Raw genomic sequence first — 18,322 nt, forward strand, 5'->3', positions numbered from 1 at the left:
CCGCCAGCCGTATGGCGCGATCAGCGCCGTGAAGACAGCTATGGGCCCGGACGTTGATGATTATCCGTTGAAAGCGAGCGCGTCTGTAAGGTCGCCGGGCGATGGGCCGCCGGCCGCGATCATCGCCCGCTCGCGTTCGACCAGTCCCGGTAGCTTCTTCAGCCCGAAGCGCCGCGTGATGAAACGCGCGATCGAACCGGTGTCGTAGATCGTGTGGTCGACCTCGCCGTGACGTGCGTGCGGAGAGACGATAATCGCGGGAATGCGTGTGCCAGGGCCCCAGCGGTCGCCTGGAGGCGGCGCGACATGATCCCACCAGCCGCCATTCTCGTCAAAAGTGACGATCACCAGCATTTTGCCCCATTGCGGGCTCTTCTTCAGCGCGTCGACCACGCCGGCGATGTGGCGGTCGCCGGCATCGACGTCCGAATAGCCGGCGTGCATGTTGAGGTTGCCCTGCGGCTTGTAAAACGTAACCGGGGGCAGTTTGCCTGCCTCGACATCGGCGATAAACTTGTTGGTCCGCGCGGTTTCTCCCAGGCCGCCGTCGCGCAGATGCCGTTCGCGCGCTGATGTGCCCGGGGCGAATTGGGCAAAATAGTTGAACGGCTGGTGGTGCGGCTGGAAATTGGGCCGCGAGGGAAATTGGGCATCGTTGGCATGGCCAGCCAGCGCCGCGTCCCAGCCGCCGGCATACCACGCCCAGTCCACCCCGCGCTGCGACAGCATGTCGCCGATCGTCGCGTGATGCTGCGGCACCAGCGTGCGTGAGTCCGACCAGTCGGCATAACCCGGTCTTTTAGGATCGAGATCGTAGGTCGGCGCATAAGGCGGCATCATGGTGTTGACCGCCCAGAAATCCGGGGTGATCGAATTGGGCACCAGCCGCACCGGCCCATCGAGTGCGCTGGCCGGCGATTGCGCGGTCTGTTTTGGGCGGATGCCATGCGGATCGTCACCTTCGAGCACTGTGATGCGTCCCTTGGCTGGGCTCGTGTCCGCGTTCGGATAGAACGGCGGCCGTGCGGCGATCAGATATTGGTGGTTGAGATACGAGCCACCGAATGCGCCCATGAAGAAATTGTCGCACAAGGTGAAGTCACGGGCGATCTGCCACAACCGCAGGTTGGCGGCATTGTCGCCATAATGCCCCATCACCAGCGCGCCGCTGTCACCCCAGGCGACGAAGCCGTCGTTGCGCCCGCCGTTGATCTGCAACTGGTTGTTGTAGAAAGCGTGGATCAGATCACGAGTGATGATGCCGTGCGGCAGTGGATCGCCTTCCGGCGTGCTGAGCGCGAACGGCGCGTTGGCCAGCGGCGCGATCCCCTTCTCGTCGATCAGATAGTCGCGATGCTCGACGACCTGCCGGTGCGGCACCAGCCCTTCCCAGATCGGCGGCAGCCGTTCGAGCACGCTGCCATCGCGGTCGCGCTGGAGCGCACGCTCGGGAGAAACGCTGGAGAGCGGTTGCTCGACCCCGGGAAAATCGCCGAACAGATTGTTGAAGCTGCGGTTCTCCGCATAGATCACGACCACGGTGTCGATGTGGGCGCGCAATGTCGCATCATCGACGGTACGCCTGTCGCGCGTGCGCGCGGGTGCCGCGCTCACGGTCGCAGGAGTCAGCGCCGCGCCGGCGGTAGCGGCGAGGCCGCCGAGGAGCAGGCGGCGCTCGGGTGAAAGAGGGGCGTCCGAACCCGGCGGATTTTCGCTCATGTCGTCTTCCTCGTCTCGGAGCGCAGCGCGCCTGCCGGCTTCCCGTTGAAACGTTTATTGAATGCGCTTGCGCGCGCCCCGTTCCTGCACGGGAGCCCGTTGATTCGATTCCGGAATGAGGGGGTCGGGCAGGATCGCCGCGTTATTCCGGGCGAGCGCCAGCATCTCGTCTGTCCCCGGCAAGACCGGCGGCCTGCTTACAGCATGATCGAAGCGGAAAACCGATGTGAGATCACCGAAGGTCTCGCGGCGCCAGTCGCTGATATTGGGTTCGCGCACACCGGTGATCCGTTCCAGAAATTGCAGGATCGACGTGTGGTCGAACGGCTGGCTCGATACCCAGCCACCGACCGTCCAGGGTGATACGATGATGCACGGCACGCGAAAACCGCCGCCGATCGGCAGGCCGCCCACAAATTCATGCGGCGTTCCGGCCGGGGGCACGGGCGGCGCGACATGATCGAACAGGCCGTCATTCTCGTCATAGTTGAGGATGAAAACCGTCTTGGCCCAGACATCCGGGTTGGCGGCGAGTTCGTTGAGCCGGCGCGCGATGAAATCGGCACCGGCGGCGGGCATGTAATCGGGATGCTCGCACCCCACGGCGGAAGGCATCAGCCACGAAACGGTGGGCAGGCGATCGTGACGCACGTCATGGGCGAAGCGGTCCTCGTCGGTATCCGGCAACCCGCGCATCGCCAGTTGCGAACCGGTCGCGGCGTTCCGGAACTGTGCGACATATTTGAATATGTTGTTGGGGCGTTTCCCCATGTCGCCATATTGATAGAGGCGCCAGTCGATGCCGGCGTCCTGCAATCGTTCGGGGTAGGTTTTCCAGCGAAATCCGCCGGGCGGCATGATATTCTCGATCACCGGCCCGCCGTTCGCCGCCTCCGGATCGAGCATGCCGCTCATATAATAGAACCGGTTCGGCCAGGTCGGTCCCATCACCGAGCAATGATAGGCGTCGCAGATCGTGAACGCCTCAGCCAGCGCATAGTGGAACGGGATATCCTCGCGCTTGAAATAGCCCATCGTATAGGGGCCATTCGTCCCATCGGCGGCGCGGTGCGCCGGCAGCCACTGATCCATCCTGCCGCCGTTCCACGCCTGATGCTGGACGTCCCACGCATGGCTGGTCGAAGGCAGTTTCTGGGCATTGGTCGAGAAGGTGTCGAGGTGGAACGGCAGCAGATAGCCGTCCGGGTTCGCGGCATCGGGCTGATGAAAGACATTCCTGCCGGTGGACAGTATCTGTGCATCGGGATCACCGAAACCGCGCACGCCGGACAACATCCCGAAATAATGATCGAACGACCGATTCTCCTGCATCAGCAGGACGACATGCCTGATGTCCTTCAGCGTGCCGGGGCGCCGGGGCGATTGCGCCATCAGCTTCTGCACATTGGGGGGCATCAGCGTCGCCGCGGCGGCCACCGATGCGGCTTGCGCGGCGTGCGTGAGCAGGCGGCGGCGGGTGAACAGGGGTGTCTTCGGCATCCGCGCTATGTCCTTCGCTGATCCGCTTCGATCGGCCCCGGCCGCGTTCGAGAGGTGAGGGGCTGTCGCGGATGGGGTATGAACGACCCGGGGCGCAGGCGGCGTTGGGGCGCGGTACCTGCGAGCGGGTGGCATTGCGGCGTTATTTCGCCGGCCCGCCCGTCAGTGTCGGCCATTGGACCCCGAGTTGCTCCAGATACGACCCGTATTGCTGCGGATCGTAATAATGCTTCGCGAGCTCGGGCTTGTACCGTGCCATGGTCTCGGCATTCAGCCATGTCGGCGGCGTATCGTCCTTCGCCAGCATCGAAACATAATGCTGATCCTTCGTCTGCACCTCGCGGAAATAGCGCTTCGCCTCCGCGAGCAACTTCGGCTTGGTCAGCAGGTCGACGACCGTCATCGCCATCACCTTGGCGCCCGCCTGCACGCCCTTGTGTGCGATCGGCGTCGCCATCGCGATGGCGTTTGCCCAATTATGCCCGGGGAGCCCCGGGATATTGGCCGGATAGCGGAGGGTGATCGTGGGCACGGTCCAGCTCACGTCGCCGATATCGTCCGATCCGGCCGATTTCGGTTCCTTGGGCGGTGGGCCGAACGCTGCCAGTTTCGTTGGCAGTCCGGTCTTCACCGTCGCCCCAACATTTTCCTGCACCGCGCGCGCGAATGCCTGATCGTCGGCGTCCCACTTGGGCAGACCGACCGCAACGATATTGGCCTGGGCGGCCTCAGCCATCGGCCGGTTGAAATTCTGCGTCGCTGCCGCGCCCAGAATCCGTCGGCTGACCGTCGTGCTCGTCATCTTCGCCGCACCGTCGGCAACCGTGTCGGCGGACGTCAGCATCTTTTCGATCGCGGTGAAATCCATCTCGCGCAGATAGAACCAGATTTTCGCTTCGGAGGGCACCACATTGGGCTGGTCGCCGCCTTCGCTGATGACATAGTGTGAGCGCTGCTCGGGGCGCAGATGCTCGCGCCGCATCTCCCATCCATTGGCCATCGCGATCGCCCCGTCGAGCGCCGATCGCCCTCGCCACGGCGCGGCCGCCGCGTGCGCGCTTTCGCCCTCGAACGTATATTCGACGCTGACCATGCCGGTGCCGTTGGGTTGGCCCCAGGCAGTCGCGAGTTGGCTGCTGACATGGCTGAAGATTGCCGCGTCGACATCCTTGAACACGCCGGCCCGGACGAAACGGGCCTTGCCGCCCAGCAATTCCTCGGCGACGCCGGGCCAGATCACCAGCGTCCCTGCCGTGCGGGTGCGGACCATCCAGTCCTTCACCGCCAGCGCCGCGACGATGTTCATCGCCTGCCCGCTATTGTGTCCCTCGCCATGGCCCGGCGCACCATCGACCATCGGTTGGCGCCACGGGATGCCGGGCGTCTGGCTTGCCTTGGGGATGCCGTCGATGTCGCTGCCCAGTGCGATCACCGGACCGCCGGTGCCGTTCGCCCACCGCGCGGCCCAGCCGGTGGGCAGTCCCGCTATGTTGCGCTCGACCGTGAAGCCTTCCTTCTCAAGCAAGGCAGTCAGATATTGTTCGGTCTCATGTTCCTGAAAGCCGATCTCGGCAAAGCTGAACAGTTCGTCGTTGATGACCTGCGACAGCTTCGCGCGCGCCTCGACACCGCGGACCACCTCGGCCTTCGCGCTACGCGGCGGGGTTTGCGAGGCGGCGGGGACAGCAAGCGCCAGCACCCCCGCGATGACGATGATGGATCGGACCATGATTTCTGCTCCCCTCGTTTGGACGGCAAGCGAGGGTGATCGCCCCCTCGCTTGCGATTCCAGGCTCGATCAGAAATCCATCTTGATCGTCGTGAAGAAGTAGCGGCCGACAACGCCGTAGACCGTTGTATCGCGGAAAATACCCGGCAGGTACTTCGGCATCGTATTGGAGATGTTGTTCACACCGACGCCGAGCTGATATTTGTCCGCAATCCTATATTGCAGCGTCAGATCGTTATAGACCTTGGCCGGAATATGCTGATGCGGGAATGCCTCATCCGAATCGGTGTTCAGTTCGTAGGTTGCCGCACTGATGAAGCGCGTGTTGAGCGCGACGTTGAAATTGTCGATCTTGTATGATGTCAGCAAATTGCCCCGGAACCGTGGATTTCCCCAGGCACCATCATATTTGATGTCGCCTTCCGGGATTCCCGGCGTGGTTTCCGTCACCTTGTCGAGCAGGTAGCTGCCCTTGAACGACAGGTTGAGGGTGCCGGGGCCCAGCGGGCGATGATAGGCCAGCCCGATATCGATGCCGCGCGCGTAGAGCCGGGCGGCGTTGAGCTGGTTCGATTCGACCCGCGTCGCATGACCGGTGACCGGATCCCGGGTGACGCGCGCGCAATAGGGATTATCGATCGTCGGCGCGTCGACGCAAAGCCGGATGAGCGTATCATAAGAGAATTGGGTGATGACATTCTTGATGTCGATATCCCAATAATCCACCGTCACATCGAGACCCGGCACGAAGCTCGGCTGCAGGATGACGCCGAGCGTCAGGCTGTTCGAGGTCTCCGGTTTCAGATCGGGGTTGCCGCCGGTAACGACGACCGGCCCCATCCGGGGCGTTTCGAACGGTGTGTCGATCCCCAGCGCCTTGCAGTTCGCCGCCCGCGTTTCGGAGGCGTAATACAGCGCCAGCGAGCAGGCATCGGTATAGGCGCCGGTCAGCCGCTCGACCTTCGCTTCGTAAAGCTCGCCGAAATTGGGCGTGCGCACGCTGCGTGAACGGACGCCGCGGAAGCTGATCCCGCCGACCGGCGACCACATCGCCCCCGCCTTCCAGGCATGCGTGCTGCCGACGGTGCTGTAGTCCGAATAGCGATACGCGCCCTCGACCTCGAGCCGCCGGGCGAACGGCAGATCGCTGAGAAGCGGAACGACAAGCTCGCCATAGGCTTCGCTCACGGTGAACGATTCATCGAGGTCGGGATGCGTAGCCGGGCCGCCGCCGTAAACCAGTTCACCGATCAGCGCGAGCGGATCGTCCCTGGTCTTCAACGTTTCCTTGCGGTGCTCGGCACCCACGGCGACCGAGACATCGCCATAGGGAAGTGTGAACAGAGGGCCGTTGATATTCGCGCCGAATATCTGCTGCGTGTTGACCCGCCGCTCGTTCCGATCAGCCAGCGCCCATTTGATCTGCGCCTCGTTCACGGGCGTCGTGCTGAAGATATCGAACGGCACACAGCCCTGCGCCCGCGCCGCCGCATCGCGGCAGATGGGCTCGCCGGTGACGGGATCGGCGATGGCGTCGCGCGCGGCGATCCAATGCGACTTCCACGGGACGTTCCCTTCGGTGACATTGTCGGTCACGCGGCCATATTGCCAGAACGCTTCCCATTTGAACCTGGAGCCCAGCTTCCCGCCAAGCGACGAGCCGATGGTATAACTCTCCCGGTCATGATCTTCTTCGATGATGGGGAAGATGCCGTAGGCGCGGTCGATATACAGCGACGTCAGGTTGTTATCGAGCATCACCTGGCGAACCGAATCGGGCAGATAGGGATTGTCCAGCATCGCGCTGGCGCCACGCCCCCCAGGCACCGCGCTGGAAAAATAGGTCGTGCGGCTATCGTCGCGCCAATAATGGTAGGTTCCGTCATATTTCTGGCGCGCATAGGAAAAATACGTGCCGAACTCGATGGCGTCGGTAACCTGATAATCGACCCGCCCCATCAGGGCCAACGACTTCAGGCCGCCCTGGAACTGATCATTATCGCTCAGGTTCCGGCCATCCCCGCCATCACAGACGGCGTACTGCCCCGGGCTATATTCAATGCCGCACTTGCCTTCGCGAACATTGCCGTTCTCGACGATGTAGCGCTTGCCGCCCAGCCAATAGGTCGGGACGTAATCGTAATAGATCTGGCGGGTATGCGGCGAATAGACGCGATCGGGAATCCCGTCGCCGATGCCGGTATTTGCCGGATTGGCCCGATAGGTCGGCCAATCTCGCCAATCGAAGCGATCGGTGTAGATCAACGGATTGGATTGCGAATAGGCGCCGCCGATCGAGAAGGTGCCCCGGCCGTCGGCAAATTTGCCGCCGGTGGCCACCGACACCAGATATTTCGCGGCGTCGCCCTGCTCCGAAATGCCGCTCATCCCGGAAATGTGGAGGCCCTCGATATTGCGCTTGGTGATGACGTTGACCGCGCCCGTCACCGCGTCCGCGCCGTAAATGGCGGCCGCGCCGCCGGTCACCACCTCGATCCGATCGATCATGCTCACCGGGATCATGCCGATGTCGACCGCCGAGGAGCGGGCCGAACCCGACACGCGCCGCTGCCCGTCGATCAGCGTCAGGCTGCGATTGGTGCCGAGATCGCGCAGATTGACCGCCGAGATGCCGGCATCCCATCCCCTGACGCTACTGCTGAGGTTCTGGCTGGTGCCGAGCGCCGGATCCAGTTCGAGTGCCTCGATGGCGCTGATCCGGCCGAGTTCGACCGCCTGCTCCATGTTCGTGACACTGACCGGCATGGGCGATTGGAGTTCGGGCCGGGCGATGCGGGAGCCGGTGACGACAATCGCGTCTCCCGGGCCCGCCTGCGCGCTCTCTTCGCCTGATGGCGATGGCGCCTGTTGGGCAAGTGCGGGCGTGGCGGCCGCCATCAATATCGAAGCAGTCGACGTCGCGAGGAACAAGTTTGCCTTCAATCCCATTATGGCCTCCCAGTAATTTATTGTGATTATTGTATAATTTTATCGATTCTGTTCACGAACAACGCCCTGGCTGCGACGATATCCGCCCTCAGCCCCTTATCGCGTCACGCCGTGTTCAAGGCGTAATAGATATCGTTAATGTATGTCTGCCATATATCGATATATTCGTCAATATGCACATAATATATTGATAAATATTGCATTTATGTGAAAATTTACGGCTTTCACGCCTCTATAGACAGACTCGCTATCGCAATTTACGATAACGATAATGTTACATGGGAGGATTGGGCGCTTGACCTTTGGCACGCGTGATGTGGATGCTGCGGCGCGCCCGGTCCGGCCGCGGCCGCAAGGGCTCACGATATCGCCGTCCGGCCTGGTGCGCTCGCGCTCGCCTATCGCGCTCGCAAGACAGCGCGATGACGGTCGTACGACCGGCGCAAGCGGCCCCGTGGCAAATCCCCGGCGGCGGCGCCCCGTCGGGGGGCGACGCGCTTCCCGGATCGATCGATTCGTGGAAAACGGCGCCGTGCAGAAGTTCGACGCTCCGGTACGCCAACCTCAACCGATTGGATCAGTCAGATGACGCAAGCTCCGCCAGCAGACACCGGCGCCGCGCCGGCCGCGAAGATGCCGCGCAAGGCCTGGCTCATCATCGGGTTGTTGATGGCGTTGCTGGTGCTCAACTATTTCGATCGCCAGACAGTATCCATTCTCAAGCCGATCATGAAGGTGGAGCTGGCGTTCGATGACGAGGCCTATTCGCTGCTGACCTTCGCGTTCATGCTGCCGTACATCGTTATGTACATCGTGAGTGGGCGGCTGATCGATCGGATCGGGACGCGAGTGTGCATGACATTGTTCGCGATCGGCTGGTCGGTTGCGAACATCGCGTCGGGCCTGTCCCACACCTTCGGGCATTTGGTCGCGTCCCGAGTGTTGATGGGGGCTGCGGAACCTGGGGCATTCCCTGTCGTCCAGCGCGCGATTTTGAACTGGGTGCCGGTCGAGCGCCGGGCGCTGGCGATCAGCATCGCGACACCCGCCGGCAATATCGGCGCCATCCTCGCGCCGCCGTTGATCGCCCTGCTCGCGACGAGTTTTAGTTGGCGGGCCGCGTTCGTGATTCCCGGGCTGATCGGGATCGCCATCGCGATTGTGTGGTGGTTCGCGGACGCCAAACGCACCCCGCCCGCCGCCGCGGTGGCGGGTGCCGCATCGCCCTTGTCCGACACCGCCCTGCCCGAAGCCGAAGCCGTCGACGAGGAGCCGGCCGCCGTCGGCACGCTTCTGAAGGACAAGCGATTCTGGTCGATCGTCGCGGTCCGCATGATCAGCGATCCGGTGTGGTATTTCTATCTTTTCTGGATCCCCGGCTATTTGCAGGAGCGCGCCGGGCTGTCGCTCGCCGAGTTGGGGGCGGTCGGCGGCATCCCGTTCATCGTCGCCGTGGTGCTGTGCATGGTGTTCGGCCGCGTCGTCGATCGCTATACCGAGCGCGGCCACGACCCGATCCGCGTCCAGCTTCGCATTTTCGCCTTCAGCGCCGCGCTGATGCCGCTGGGTGCGCTCATCACCATGACCTCGAGCGTGTTCATCGCGATCACGATCATCACCGTCGTCGTCTCGATCTGCCAGATCTGGTTCGTGGGCTACAATGTCCTCCTCGCCGGCCTGTTTCCGATCAAGGTCAACGCGTCCGCGGTGGGAATACTCGGCGCGGTCGGCGCCAGTACGTCGCTGGTGCTCAACCTGCTGGCGGGGTCGATCCTCGCGCAGTTCGACTATATCGCGCTTTTCGCCGGGCTGGCGATCCTGCACCCGCTGTCGGCGGTGATCCTGATCGTGGTGATCGGGCGGAGCAGGGCGCGCGCGGCCGCGATCGCCTGAGTGTCTGATCCGAAATTCCGCCGAAGGCGGATTTTCGGATAGTTCGGTGCCGGCCCGCTCCCCCACCCGGCCACCCATGGAATACCCTGTTGGGTGGCCGGGTGGGGGAGCGGGCCGGCACCGAATGTCGAATCAGACTCTGAGGGTCAGCGCGTGCTCGACGCGCGGATGACGAGTTCGGGGACGATATGGTCGGTCACGATCCGGTTGTCCGCAACGCCCTGAATCCGGTCGAGGAGTCGGCGCGTGGCACGTCGTGCGACCTCCTCGAAGGGCAGGAGCAACGTGGAAAGCGGCGGTTCCATGAAGCGGGTGAACGGGCGGTTGCCCCATCCCATCACCAGCACGTCGTCGGGGATTCTTATGCCGCGTTCGCGCAGCGCGCGGTACAGGCCGAGCGCATAATAATCGTCCCCGACGACGAAGGCATCGGGGCGCCGGCCGCGGTCGAGCAGGTCGCCGGCGACGCGATAGGCGTCATCGGCATGCCATGACTGGGAAACGCGAAACGAGCGCGCCGGCGGGATGAGCGCGAGGTTGTTGCGCGGGTCGAACACCAGCCCGTGCCGCTCGAGCGACCGCCGGAACCCCTCGGTGCGAAGCCGGATGGTGGAAAAGGGCATGTCCTCATCGAGCAGCACGACATCCTTTGCCCCGCGCGCCAGAACGGCACCGGTGGTGAGCTGGATGCCCGCCTCATTGTCGGTGGAATAGAAATCGACACCCAGTTCGGGCAGTTCGCGGCTGACGAGGACCAGCGGAATGCCCGCCTTGATCACCGGCGTCCACGCAGTCGAGCGCTCCTGTACGGGCGCCGCAATCAGGCCATCCAGCCCGGATCGCAACGCTCGGTCGATGGCGTCGCGCTCCCGCTCCGCCGATTCGTAGGAAAGCAGCAGCAGCACGGTGTAGCCTGCGTGTTGCGCCTGCAATTCGACCTCGCTGACCAGATCGGAGAAGAACGGGTTGGAAATGTTGCTGACAATCACCCCGATCGTCTTGCGCGAGCCGAGCACGAGCGAGCGGGCGTGGACGTTCGGGACGTAGCCCAGCCGCTCTGCCTCGGCCTTGATCAACGCACGGGTGGGCGCGCTGACACCCGATTTGTCGTTGAGCGCGCGCGACACCGTATTGGCCGTCAGCCCGACCGCTTTCGCCAGATCCTGAAGAGTGGGCTGACGCCGCCCCTTGGTCACACCCGCCATGCCCGCGCCTCCAATTTCGAGGTTGGAGTCTAGCGCCCGACACGGTATGCGCCAAACTCACATTATCGTTATTCTCATTTCCGAATCTGTAGACGATATACCTAAGATCTACAATGTCGGTTATTGTAGAAATATACATTATATATCAATATATTATCAATTTCATTGACTGTCGCGAGTGCGTATGGCAAAGTCACATTAACGCTATCTAACTTGGCCGTGATTGGCAGATAGCCGCATGGAGGGAGCAAGGTTCGATCATGCCGTCGCCGCGCACTGTCTGCCATTGGCGCCCGTCCGGGCACCGCCAGCCGGTTTGCGTCGCCGGTTGAGGTAGGTCAGGCCACGGCAATTCATCGTTTCTCCTCACCTCCCAACTCCGCTCATAAAAAGAAGCCTGTCCGCGATGTTCAAACAGAATGCGTCGATCCATCTACCCAGCAGCGAGGTGTCCGTCGTCGGCAGTTACGACGTCATCGTCTGTGGTGGCGGGCCGGCGGGCCTGATCGCGGCGGCGGCCGCGGCGCGCAACGGCGCGAAGACGTTGCTGATCGAGCGCTATGGCTTTCTCGGCGGCATGTCGACGAGCGCGCTGGTAACGCCGATCAGCGAATTCCGTCATTTCGGCAAGCAGCATATCGGCGGAATCCCGTTCGAACTCCTGCAGAAAGCGGCCGAGCTTGGCGGTGCCGACATTACGCTCGAAAGCGGCAACTTTCCCGTCAACGACGAAATCATGAAACTCGCCGCGCAGCGCCTTCTGCTCGAAAGCGGGGTGACGCTTCTCTACCATAGCTGGTTTTCGGACTGCGTGATGGAGGGCGATCGCGTGAGCCATGTCATCGTGCAGAACAAGGCGGGCCGCGTGGCCTACGCAGCGGAGATATTCGTCGATTGCACCGGCGATGCAGATCTCGTGCGGGCGGCGGGTTTCCCCACGACGAAGGGCGATGTCCTGCAACCGGCAACGCTGTGGTTCCAGTTGGGTGGCGTCGATACCGACGCGCTCGGCCATCTTTTCCGCGATGCAGTCGATGGGATGCTGCCGGTATCCGACGTGATCCGCAGCCGCCTGCTCGACCTCAACGAACAAGGCGAGATTCCGATTTTTGGCGGGCCGTGGATCAACAAATTCTTCCAGGACGGGATGGTGAGCATCAACGTGCTCCGCGAGGCGACCGATGCGAGCGATCCGGCGTGGTTCACCCGGACCGAATGCAGCCTGCGCGAAAACCTGCACCTCATCATCGAGATATTGCGCCGCGAATTTCCGGAATTTCGGGATTGCTGGCTGGCGAAATCGGGCATCCAGACCGGAGTGCGCGAATCGTACCATATCGTCGGCCTCTACGAGCTGCAAAGAGACGACATCCTCTTTCCGAAGGCGTTTCCCGACACGATCGCGAAAGGCGCGCACGTCATCGACATCCACGCCAGCGACAGCAACGACCAGAACGGCCTCGTCATTCCGCGGCAGGAGTATAACGTCCCCTTCCGCTGTCTCGTACCGCAAGGCAGCGTCAACCTCGTCACGGCGGGGCGCTGTCTCAGCGCGGACGGCCCTGGATTCGGCTCGGTTCGAGTCATGGCGACCTGCATGGCAATGGGCCAGGGCGCCGGAACGGCCGCCGCGCTGAGCGTCCAACACGGGTACAGCATGTCCGACATGAACTTCGAGCATCTGCGGCAGACGTTGATCGAGCAAGGTGCGGTCGTCGATTTCGACAACGTCATCAACCCCGAGGCACCGATCGAATTGTCGGTCTACCCGGCAATCTGATCCCCCGCTGAAGGGAGGAAAGGTTCGTCACATGAGGCTTGAGGGCAAGACCGCTCTGATCACCGGAGCAGCACGCGGCCTCGGCCTGGAATTCGCCCGTGCCTATATCGTGGAGGGCGCGACCGTGGCGCTCGCGGACGTCGACGGCGACGGCGTGCGCAACGCCGCGGCGGCGCTTGGCCCCGGTGCTCTCGCGATCCGGATGGATGTGAGCCGACAGGACGAGATTGATGCGGGCTTCGCCGAGGCGATCGGCAAGCTCGGGCATCTCGACATCGTGATCAACAACGCCGCGCTCTTCACGGCAGCGCCAACCGCCGAGGTCACGCGGGCGGAGTATGACCGGGCCTTCGCCGTGAACGCCGGCGGCACCTTCTTTTGCCTGCAAGCGGCAGCGCGCCACATGATCGCGCGTGGCCGGGGCGGCAAGATCATCAACATGGCAAGCCAGGCCGGCCGCCGCGGGGAGCCTCTGGTCGGCGTCTATTGCGCGACCAAGGCGGCGGTGATCAGCATGACCCAATCCACAGGGCTGGATCTCATCCGCTATGGCATCAATGTAAATGCGATCGCGCCGGGGGTTGTCGATGGCGCGCATTGGGAAGGCGTGGACGCGCATTTCGCAAGGCTCGAGAACCGTCCGCTGGGCGAGAAGAAGCGCATCGTCGGCGCGTCGGTGCCGCTCGGCCGCATGGCCCGGGCCGCGGATTTGACCGGCATGGCGATCTTCCTCGCCAGCGCCGAGGCGGATTACATCGTGGCCCAGACCTACGGCGTCGACGGCGGCAATTGGATGGCATGAGATGAGCGTCGCCCAGCCCCCATATGATCGCAGCCGATTGACACCGGGAATCGTCCATATCGGTCTCGGCAATTTCCATCGCGCGCATATGGCGGTTTATCTCGACGATCTGTTCGCCCGCGGCGAAGGCCACGATTGGGCGATCCTGGGCGCGGGCGTCCGCCCGGCCGACGCAACGATGCGCGATGCGCTGAAGGCACAGGATTGCCTGTCGACAGTGATCGAACTCGATCCCGAGGGGAAACGCGCCCGGCGGGTCGGCGCGATGATCGATTTCATCGCCGTCGATCCGTCGAACGGGCCGCTAATTGCCGCGATGTCGCGGCCCGAAATCCGCATCGTTTCGATGACCGTCACCGAGGGCGGCTATTTCATCGATCCCGCCACCGGCCGGTTCGATCCGTCGGTACCCGAGATCGCTGCCGATGGCGCCGCCCCGGATCGTCCGGCGACGGCTTTCGGCGCGATCATTGCCGCATTGAGGAACCGCCGTGATGCGGAGGTTGCCCCCTTCACGGTGCTGTCGTGCGACAACCTGCCCGACAACGGCGATGCGGCACGGGCGGCGACCATCGGGCTTGCCCGCCTGTCGGATCCCGATCTTGCCGAGTGGATCGATGCCAACGCAACCTTCCCGAACAGCATGGTCGATCGGATCGCGCCAGCGACGGGCCAGCGTGAACGCACAATAGCGACCGGGTTCGGCCTCGACGATCCGGTGCCCGTAACGTGCGAACCGTTCCGCCAATGGGCGTTGGAGGACAAGTTCGCCTCGGGACGCCCGGCGCTCGAGAAGGTGGGCGTTACCTTTACAGCCCACGTCCACGCTTTTGAAACGATGAAGATCCGTATCCTCAATGGCGGCCACGCGATCATCGCCTACCCAGGCGCGATCAAGGGCATCGGCGATGTTCATGAGGTGATGGCCGACGAAACGATCGCCGCATTCCTCGACAGGATCGAAACCGACGAAATCCTGCCGTTCGTGCCGCCCGTTCCGGGTCAGGATCTGGACGAATACAAGCGGCTGATCCTCGATCGCTTTGCCAACCCCGAGATCGCCGACACCGCACAGCGCCTGTGCTTCGACGGATCGAACCGGCAACCGAAGTTTATCATCCCCTCGATCCGCGACAACATCGCCAGCGGCGTCATGCCGGGGGGGCTGATCCTCGCCAGCGCATTGTGGTGCCGCTATTGCTACGGCGTCGATGAGCACGGGCAGACGATCGCCCCGAACGACCCGAACTGGGAGGCGCTGACGGCCACGGCGCGCGAGGCGAAGCAGAACCCCGCCCGGTGGATCGGCATGCGCGCGATCTACGGCGATCTCGCGGACAATCGCGATGTCGTCGCGGCCTTTGCGGAAGCGCTGGATCTCGTCTGGAGCCAGGGGGTGGACGCGGCCCTGTCGCGCTACGTCGCAGACCGGCCCGTGCGAGCACCCCATTCATGACCAGAGCGAGGACCGCAGGATGACCCGATTTGCGTTCGACCGCCGTACTCTCCTTCGCGCCGGGGGGCACGCGGCGCTGTTCGCCGCGCTGGCGCGCACGCCGGCGCTGGCCGCACCCAAATTCCTCGATGATCCCTTTGCGCTGGGGGTCGCCTCGGGCGATCCCGCGCCCGACGGCTTCGTGATCTGGACGCGCCTCGCGCCAAAGCCGCTCGAACCCCACGGCGGCATGGCTGCCACCGCGGTCCAGGTCGACTGGGAAGTGGCCGAGGACGACGCCTTCCGCAGAATCGTGCGCGCGGGCAAGGCGCTCGCCCGGCCCGAACTGGCGCATTCGGTTCATGTCGAGGTCGCGGGCCTCAGCAGCCATCGCCGCTATTGGTATCGCTTCGTCGTCGACGGGATTCGCAGCGACACCGGCACGGTGCGCACCGCGCCCGCCGCCGGCGCAGCACTCGATCGGCTGCGCATCGCGGTCGCGGGCTGCCAGCATTACGAACGCGGGCTCTTTACCGCGTGGCGCCACATCAGCCGCGAAGCCGATCTCGACGCCGTCTATCATTACGGCGATTATATCTACGAGGGGAAGCCCGCCAGCGCGGCGGCGGCCACCAAGGCGCCCGTCGTCCGCCACCATGACAGCGACGAAATCTACAGCCTCGACGATTATCGGCGGCGTTACGCGCTCTACAAGATCGATCCCGATCTGAGGGCCGCGCATGCCGCCGCGGCGTTCGTGTCGTCGTTCGACGATCACGAGGTCGAAAACGATTGGTCGGGCGAACTGGATGCGAGCAGCACGCCGCCTGAAATCTTCCTGCTGCGCCGGGCCGCGGCGATGCAGGCATGGTACGAACATAGTCCCGTGCGGATGCGCCAATTCCCCTATCACGGCGCACCGCAGACGTATCGGCGGCTCGATTTCGGCCGGCTGATGCGCCTTCATGTCCTCGACAAGCGCAGCTATCGCAGCATCCGCCTGTGCGAGAAGCCGGGCGACGGCAATTGCGTCGACACGCGCGAGGCGCCGGATACGATGCTGGGCGATGCGCAGGAACGCTGGCTCGGCGACGGCCTGACCGCCGCCTTCGACTGGAACCTGCTGGGGCTGGGCGGCCTCGTCATGCCTTTCGACCGTTCGTTGCAGAAAGTGCCCTCGAACGGCTACGACAACTGGACGGGCTATCCCGACGCGCGCGAACGGCTGGTCAGGATGATCGGCGAGCGCGGCAAGAACGTCGTCATCACCGGGGGCGACAGCCATATGTTCTTCATCGGCAACGTGCCGTCGCGGCGCGGCGATCTCGAAAGCCCGCCGGTCGCGCCGGAGTTCCACGCGACCTCGATCAGTTCGAGCAGCAGCAACGGGCGCCCCATCGGCCCCGATCCACGCAAGGCGACCAACCCGCACATCTCGATGATCCACGACCAGCGGGGCTATCTGCTGTTCGATGTCGCCCCGAAGGCCTGCACCGTCGATCTCCGCGTCGTCGATCAGGTGTTCACGCCGGGCGGCAACGCCAGCACGCTGGCGCGCTACCTTGTGGAACCCGGCAGGCCGGAGGCTATCAGGCTCTGATTGCCGCCCAAAGTTTTATCGTCACGACAGACCAGAGGGGTACATGGTACGTTCTCCGTTGATTGCCGGTCTCGAACTGGGGGGTACGAAATGCGTGGCCATTCTGGGCACGGGGCCCGACGATGTCCGGGCTTTTGAAACGGTGCCGACCACCGATCCGATGACGACATTGGCAGCGCTGGAGCAAGTGCTCGACGGCTGGCGCTTTGATGCGATCGGCGTCGCGTCGTTCGGTCCGCTCGATCTCGATCCGCACAGCCCCCGCTTTGGCTCCATCAGCGCGACGCCCAAACCCGGCTGGACCGGGACCGACCTCACACGCCGGTTCATGACGCGCTACGACAAGCCCTTGGCCATCCAGACCGACGTGATCGGCGCGGCACTCGCCGAGCAGCATTGGGGCGCCGCGCAGGGGCTGGCGAGTCATTGCTACATCACGATCGGCACGGGGGTAGGCGTCGGGCTGATTTCGGGCGGCCGGCCGGTGCAGGGCGCGGCGCATGGCGAAGCGGGCCATATGCATGTGCGCCGAGCCCCGGGAGATGACTTCGCAGGGACGTGCCCGTTTCATGGCGATTGTGTCGAGGGCCTGGTCTCGGGACCCGCGATCGCCAGGCGGTTCGGCCGGCCAGGGCGTGAGCTTGCAGACGACGGTAGCGAATGGGATTTGTTCGTCCACGATCTAACCGGGCTGTTGCATAATTTGGTCGTCACCGCGGCCCCCGAACGGATCGCGATCGGTGGTGGCGTCATAGCTTCTCGCGAACGGCTGTTTCCGAAGTTACGCTCAGCACTCGTCGCGAGCATCGGCGCCTACGGATCGCTTGCGCTCTACGCCGACCAACTCGACCGTCGCTTGGGTCCACCTGGGCTGGCGGCAATGGCTGGCCCACTGGGAGCGCTCGCGATGGGCCTTCAGGCTGTGGACGCGCGCGGATAACGTTGGCACCGACCCTCGCGACACATCTGCTCATGCCGGACTTCGCCGAATTCTCGCGCCTTCACCCGGACATCGAGATGGAAATTTAATCATCCGGCGATCTCGCTAATCTGATGAACCGCGAGGCCGACGTCGCGATCCGCGTCGTGTACGATCGCAAGACTTTGCCGCTCAACCTTCACGGTCTGAAGGGACCGGAGCTGTTCGGAAACGTCTATATGTCCCGTGATCGGCTCGCCGCGTGGCATACGAGCGCGCCCGATCCTGTCCGGTGGATCGTCATCAGCCGCCATGGCAAACCGGACTGGGCCCACGAGGGTGAGGTCCGCACCGCTGGCGTTCCGTTCAGGGTCACCGATGCCCAGGCGCAGATCGTCGCGGTGCAACAGGGACTCGGCATCACGACGCTGCCATGTTTCGTCGCGGATGCCGACCCGCTGCTGGCGCGGGTGCGGGGCACCGACCTGCACTTATACTGAACCCTCTGGCTGCTCACCCAGGGGGGAACACGCAAGACAAGGCGCGTGCGGCTCTTTACCGAGTTCATCGCTCGCAGGCTCAGCACCTACGCGCCGCTGCTGGCGGGCTTGTCCTCATCGACACCCTAGAGCGTTTTTCGACCGCATTGAATCGAAGGGGATTTCTCTGGTGGCCGATTTCTGATTCATCATCCTTGCTGGTGAAGGAGGCTGGCATGGATGGGTCACGCACTGTCGATGGATTTGCGCACGCGGCTTCTGGCGGCGATTGACGAAGGGCTGAGTTGCCGC

The 18,322-nt window shown here is 63.6% G+C and carries 13 protein-coding genes; 8 read left to right on the forward strand and 5 right to left on the reverse strand.

All coding sequences use genetic code 11. From position 1 onward, the window contains the following. Nucleotides 1-60: 60 nt before the first annotated feature. From acpA to NFE57_RS15375, 4 genes are all read right to left on the reverse strand, one after another. Nucleotides 61-1,719, reverse strand: coding sequence for an acid phosphatase (acpA, locus tag NFE57_RS15360; protein ID WP_252136473.1), 1,659 nt, complete (start codon nucleotides 1,717-1,719; stop codon nucleotides 61-63). A gap of 54 nt (nucleotides 1,720-1,773) precedes the next feature. Further along, a complete protein-coding gene (locus NFE57_RS15365; RefSeq protein ID WP_252136474.1) occupies nucleotides 1,774-3,219 on the reverse strand; it encodes an alkaline phosphatase family protein in 1,446 nt (481 codons plus the stop codon). 142 nt (nucleotides 3,220-3,361) lie between these two features. Then, a complete protein-coding gene (locus tag NFE57_RS15370) occupies nucleotides 3,362-4,948 on the reverse strand; it encodes an amidohydrolase (RefSeq protein ID WP_252136475.1) in 1,587 nt (528 codons plus the stop codon). Nucleotides 4,949-5,017: 69 nt separating this feature from the next. Beyond that, complete coding sequence (locus tag NFE57_RS15375; RefSeq protein ID WP_252136476.1) at nucleotides 5,018-7,693, reverse strand: TonB-dependent receptor domain-containing protein; 2,676 nt, start codon at nucleotides 7,691-7,693, stop codon at nucleotides 5,018-5,020. Between NFE57_RS15375 and NFE57_RS15380 the strand changes: the two genes are divergently transcribed. After that, nucleotides 7,692-7,913, forward strand: a complete 222-nt coding sequence (locus NFE57_RS15380) for a hypothetical protein (protein WP_252136477.1) — start codon at nucleotides 7,692-7,694, stop codon at nucleotides 7,911-7,913. The two genes, NFE57_RS15375 and NFE57_RS15380, sit on opposite strands and share 2 nt — an antisense overlap. A 569-nt stretch (nucleotides 7,914-8,482) precedes the next feature. After that, nucleotides 8,483-9,790, forward strand: a complete 1,308-nt coding sequence (locus NFE57_RS15385) for an MFS transporter (protein WP_252136478.1) — start codon at nucleotides 8,483-8,485, stop codon at nucleotides 9,788-9,790. Between the two features lie 146 nt (nucleotides 9,791-9,936). Here NFE57_RS15385 and NFE57_RS15390 read toward each other — a convergent pair whose 3' ends face one another. Further along, nucleotides 9,937-10,995, reverse strand: a complete 1,059-nt coding sequence (locus NFE57_RS15390) for a LacI family DNA-binding transcriptional regulator (protein ID WP_252136479.1) — start codon at nucleotides 10,993-10,995, stop codon at nucleotides 9,937-9,939. 406 nt (nucleotides 10,996-11,401) lie between these two features. Here NFE57_RS15390 and NFE57_RS15395 point away from each other — a divergent pair, with 406 nt between their 5' ends. The 6 genes from NFE57_RS15395 to NFE57_RS15420 all read left to right on the forward strand — a co-directional run bounded on the left by NFE57_RS15395 (nucleotide 11,402) and on the right by NFE57_RS15420 (nucleotide 18,031). Then, nucleotides 11,402-12,775, forward strand: a complete 1,374-nt coding sequence (locus tag NFE57_RS15395) for an FAD-dependent oxidoreductase (protein WP_252136480.1) — start codon at nucleotides 11,402-11,404, stop codon at nucleotides 12,773-12,775. Nucleotides 12,776-12,806: 31 nt separating this feature from the next. Beyond that, on the forward strand, nucleotides 12,807-13,577 hold the full coding sequence (locus NFE57_RS15400) for an L-iditol 2-dehydrogenase (protein ID WP_252136481.1): 771 nt from the start codon (nucleotides 12,807-12,809) through the stop codon (nucleotides 13,575-13,577). A 1-nt stretch (nucleotide 13,578) separates the two neighbouring features. After that, nucleotides 13,579-15,033 carry a mannitol dehydrogenase family protein gene (locus NFE57_RS15405; RefSeq protein ID WP_252136482.1) on the forward strand — a complete coding sequence of 485 codons (1,455 nt, stop codon included), beginning with the start codon at nucleotides 13,579-13,581 and terminating at the stop codon, nucleotides 15,031-15,033. Nucleotides 15,034-15,052: 19 nt separating this feature from the next. Then, complete coding sequence (locus NFE57_RS15410) at nucleotides 15,053-16,612, forward strand: alkaline phosphatase D family protein (protein WP_252136483.1); 1,560 nt, start codon at nucleotides 15,053-15,055, stop codon at nucleotides 16,610-16,612. 43 nt (nucleotides 16,613-16,655) lie between these two features. Further along, on the forward strand, nucleotides 16,656-17,552 hold the full coding sequence (locus tag NFE57_RS15415) for an ROK family protein (RefSeq protein ID WP_252136484.1): 897 nt from the start codon (nucleotides 16,656-16,658) through the stop codon (nucleotides 17,550-17,552). Between the two features lie 113 nt (nucleotides 17,553-17,665). Continuing rightward, a complete protein-coding gene (locus tag NFE57_RS15420) occupies nucleotides 17,666-18,031 on the forward strand; it encodes a type 2 periplasmic-binding domain-containing protein (RefSeq protein WP_252136485.1) in 366 nt (121 codons plus the stop codon). The last annotated feature ends 291 nt before the right edge of the window (nucleotides 18,032-18,322 follow it).

The sequence above is a fragment of the Hephaestia sp. MAHUQ-44 genome (assembly GCF_023806085.1).
Taxonomy (GTDB): Bacteria; Pseudomonadota; Alphaproteobacteria; order Sphingomonadales; family Sphingomonadaceae; genus Sphingomonas.

Coding starts and splice junctions, on each gene's coding strand:
- acpA (WP_252136473.1), bottom strand. CDS start 1,719: ATGAGCGAAAATCCGCCGGGTTCGGACGCCCCTCTTTCACCCGAGCGC.
- NFE57_RS15365 (WP_252136474.1), bottom strand. CDS start 3,219: ATGCCGAAGACACCCCTGTTCACCCGCCGCCGCCTGCTCACGCACGCC.
- NFE57_RS15370 (WP_252136475.1), bottom strand. CDS start 4,948: ATGGTCCGATCCATCATCGTCATCGCGGGGGTGCTGGCGCTTGCTGTC.
- NFE57_RS15380 (WP_252136477.1), top strand. CDS start 7,692: ATGTTCGTGACACTGACCGGCATGGGCGATTGGAGTTCGGGCCGGGCG.
- NFE57_RS15375 (WP_252136476.1), bottom strand. CDS start 7,693: ATGGAGCAGGCGGTCGAACTCGGCCGGATCAGCGCCATCGAGGCACTC.
- NFE57_RS15385 (WP_252136478.1), top strand. CDS start 8,483: ATGACGCAAGCTCCGCCAGCAGACACCGGCGCCGCGCCGGCCGCGAAG.
- NFE57_RS15390 (WP_252136479.1), bottom strand. CDS start 10,995: ATGGCGGGTGTGACCAAGGGGCGGCGTCAGCCCACTCTTCAGGATCTG.
- NFE57_RS15395 (WP_252136480.1), top strand. CDS start 11,402: ATGTTCAAACAGAATGCGTCGATCCATCTACCCAGCAGCGAGGTGTCC.
- NFE57_RS15400 (WP_252136481.1), top strand. CDS start 12,807: ATGAGGCTTGAGGGCAAGACCGCTCTGATCACCGGAGCAGCACGCGGC.
- NFE57_RS15405 (WP_252136482.1), top strand. CDS start 13,579: ATGAGCGTCGCCCAGCCCCCATATGATCGCAGCCGATTGACACCGGGA.
- NFE57_RS15410 (WP_252136483.1), top strand. CDS start 15,053: ATGACCCGATTTGCGTTCGACCGCCGTACTCTCCTTCGCGCCGGGGGG.
- NFE57_RS15415 (WP_252136484.1), top strand. CDS start 16,656: ATGGTACGTTCTCCGTTGATTGCCGGTCTCGAACTGGGGGGTACGAAA.
- NFE57_RS15420 (WP_252136485.1), top strand. CDS start 17,666: ATGAACCGCGAGGCCGACGTCGCGATCCGCGTCGTGTACGATCGCAAG.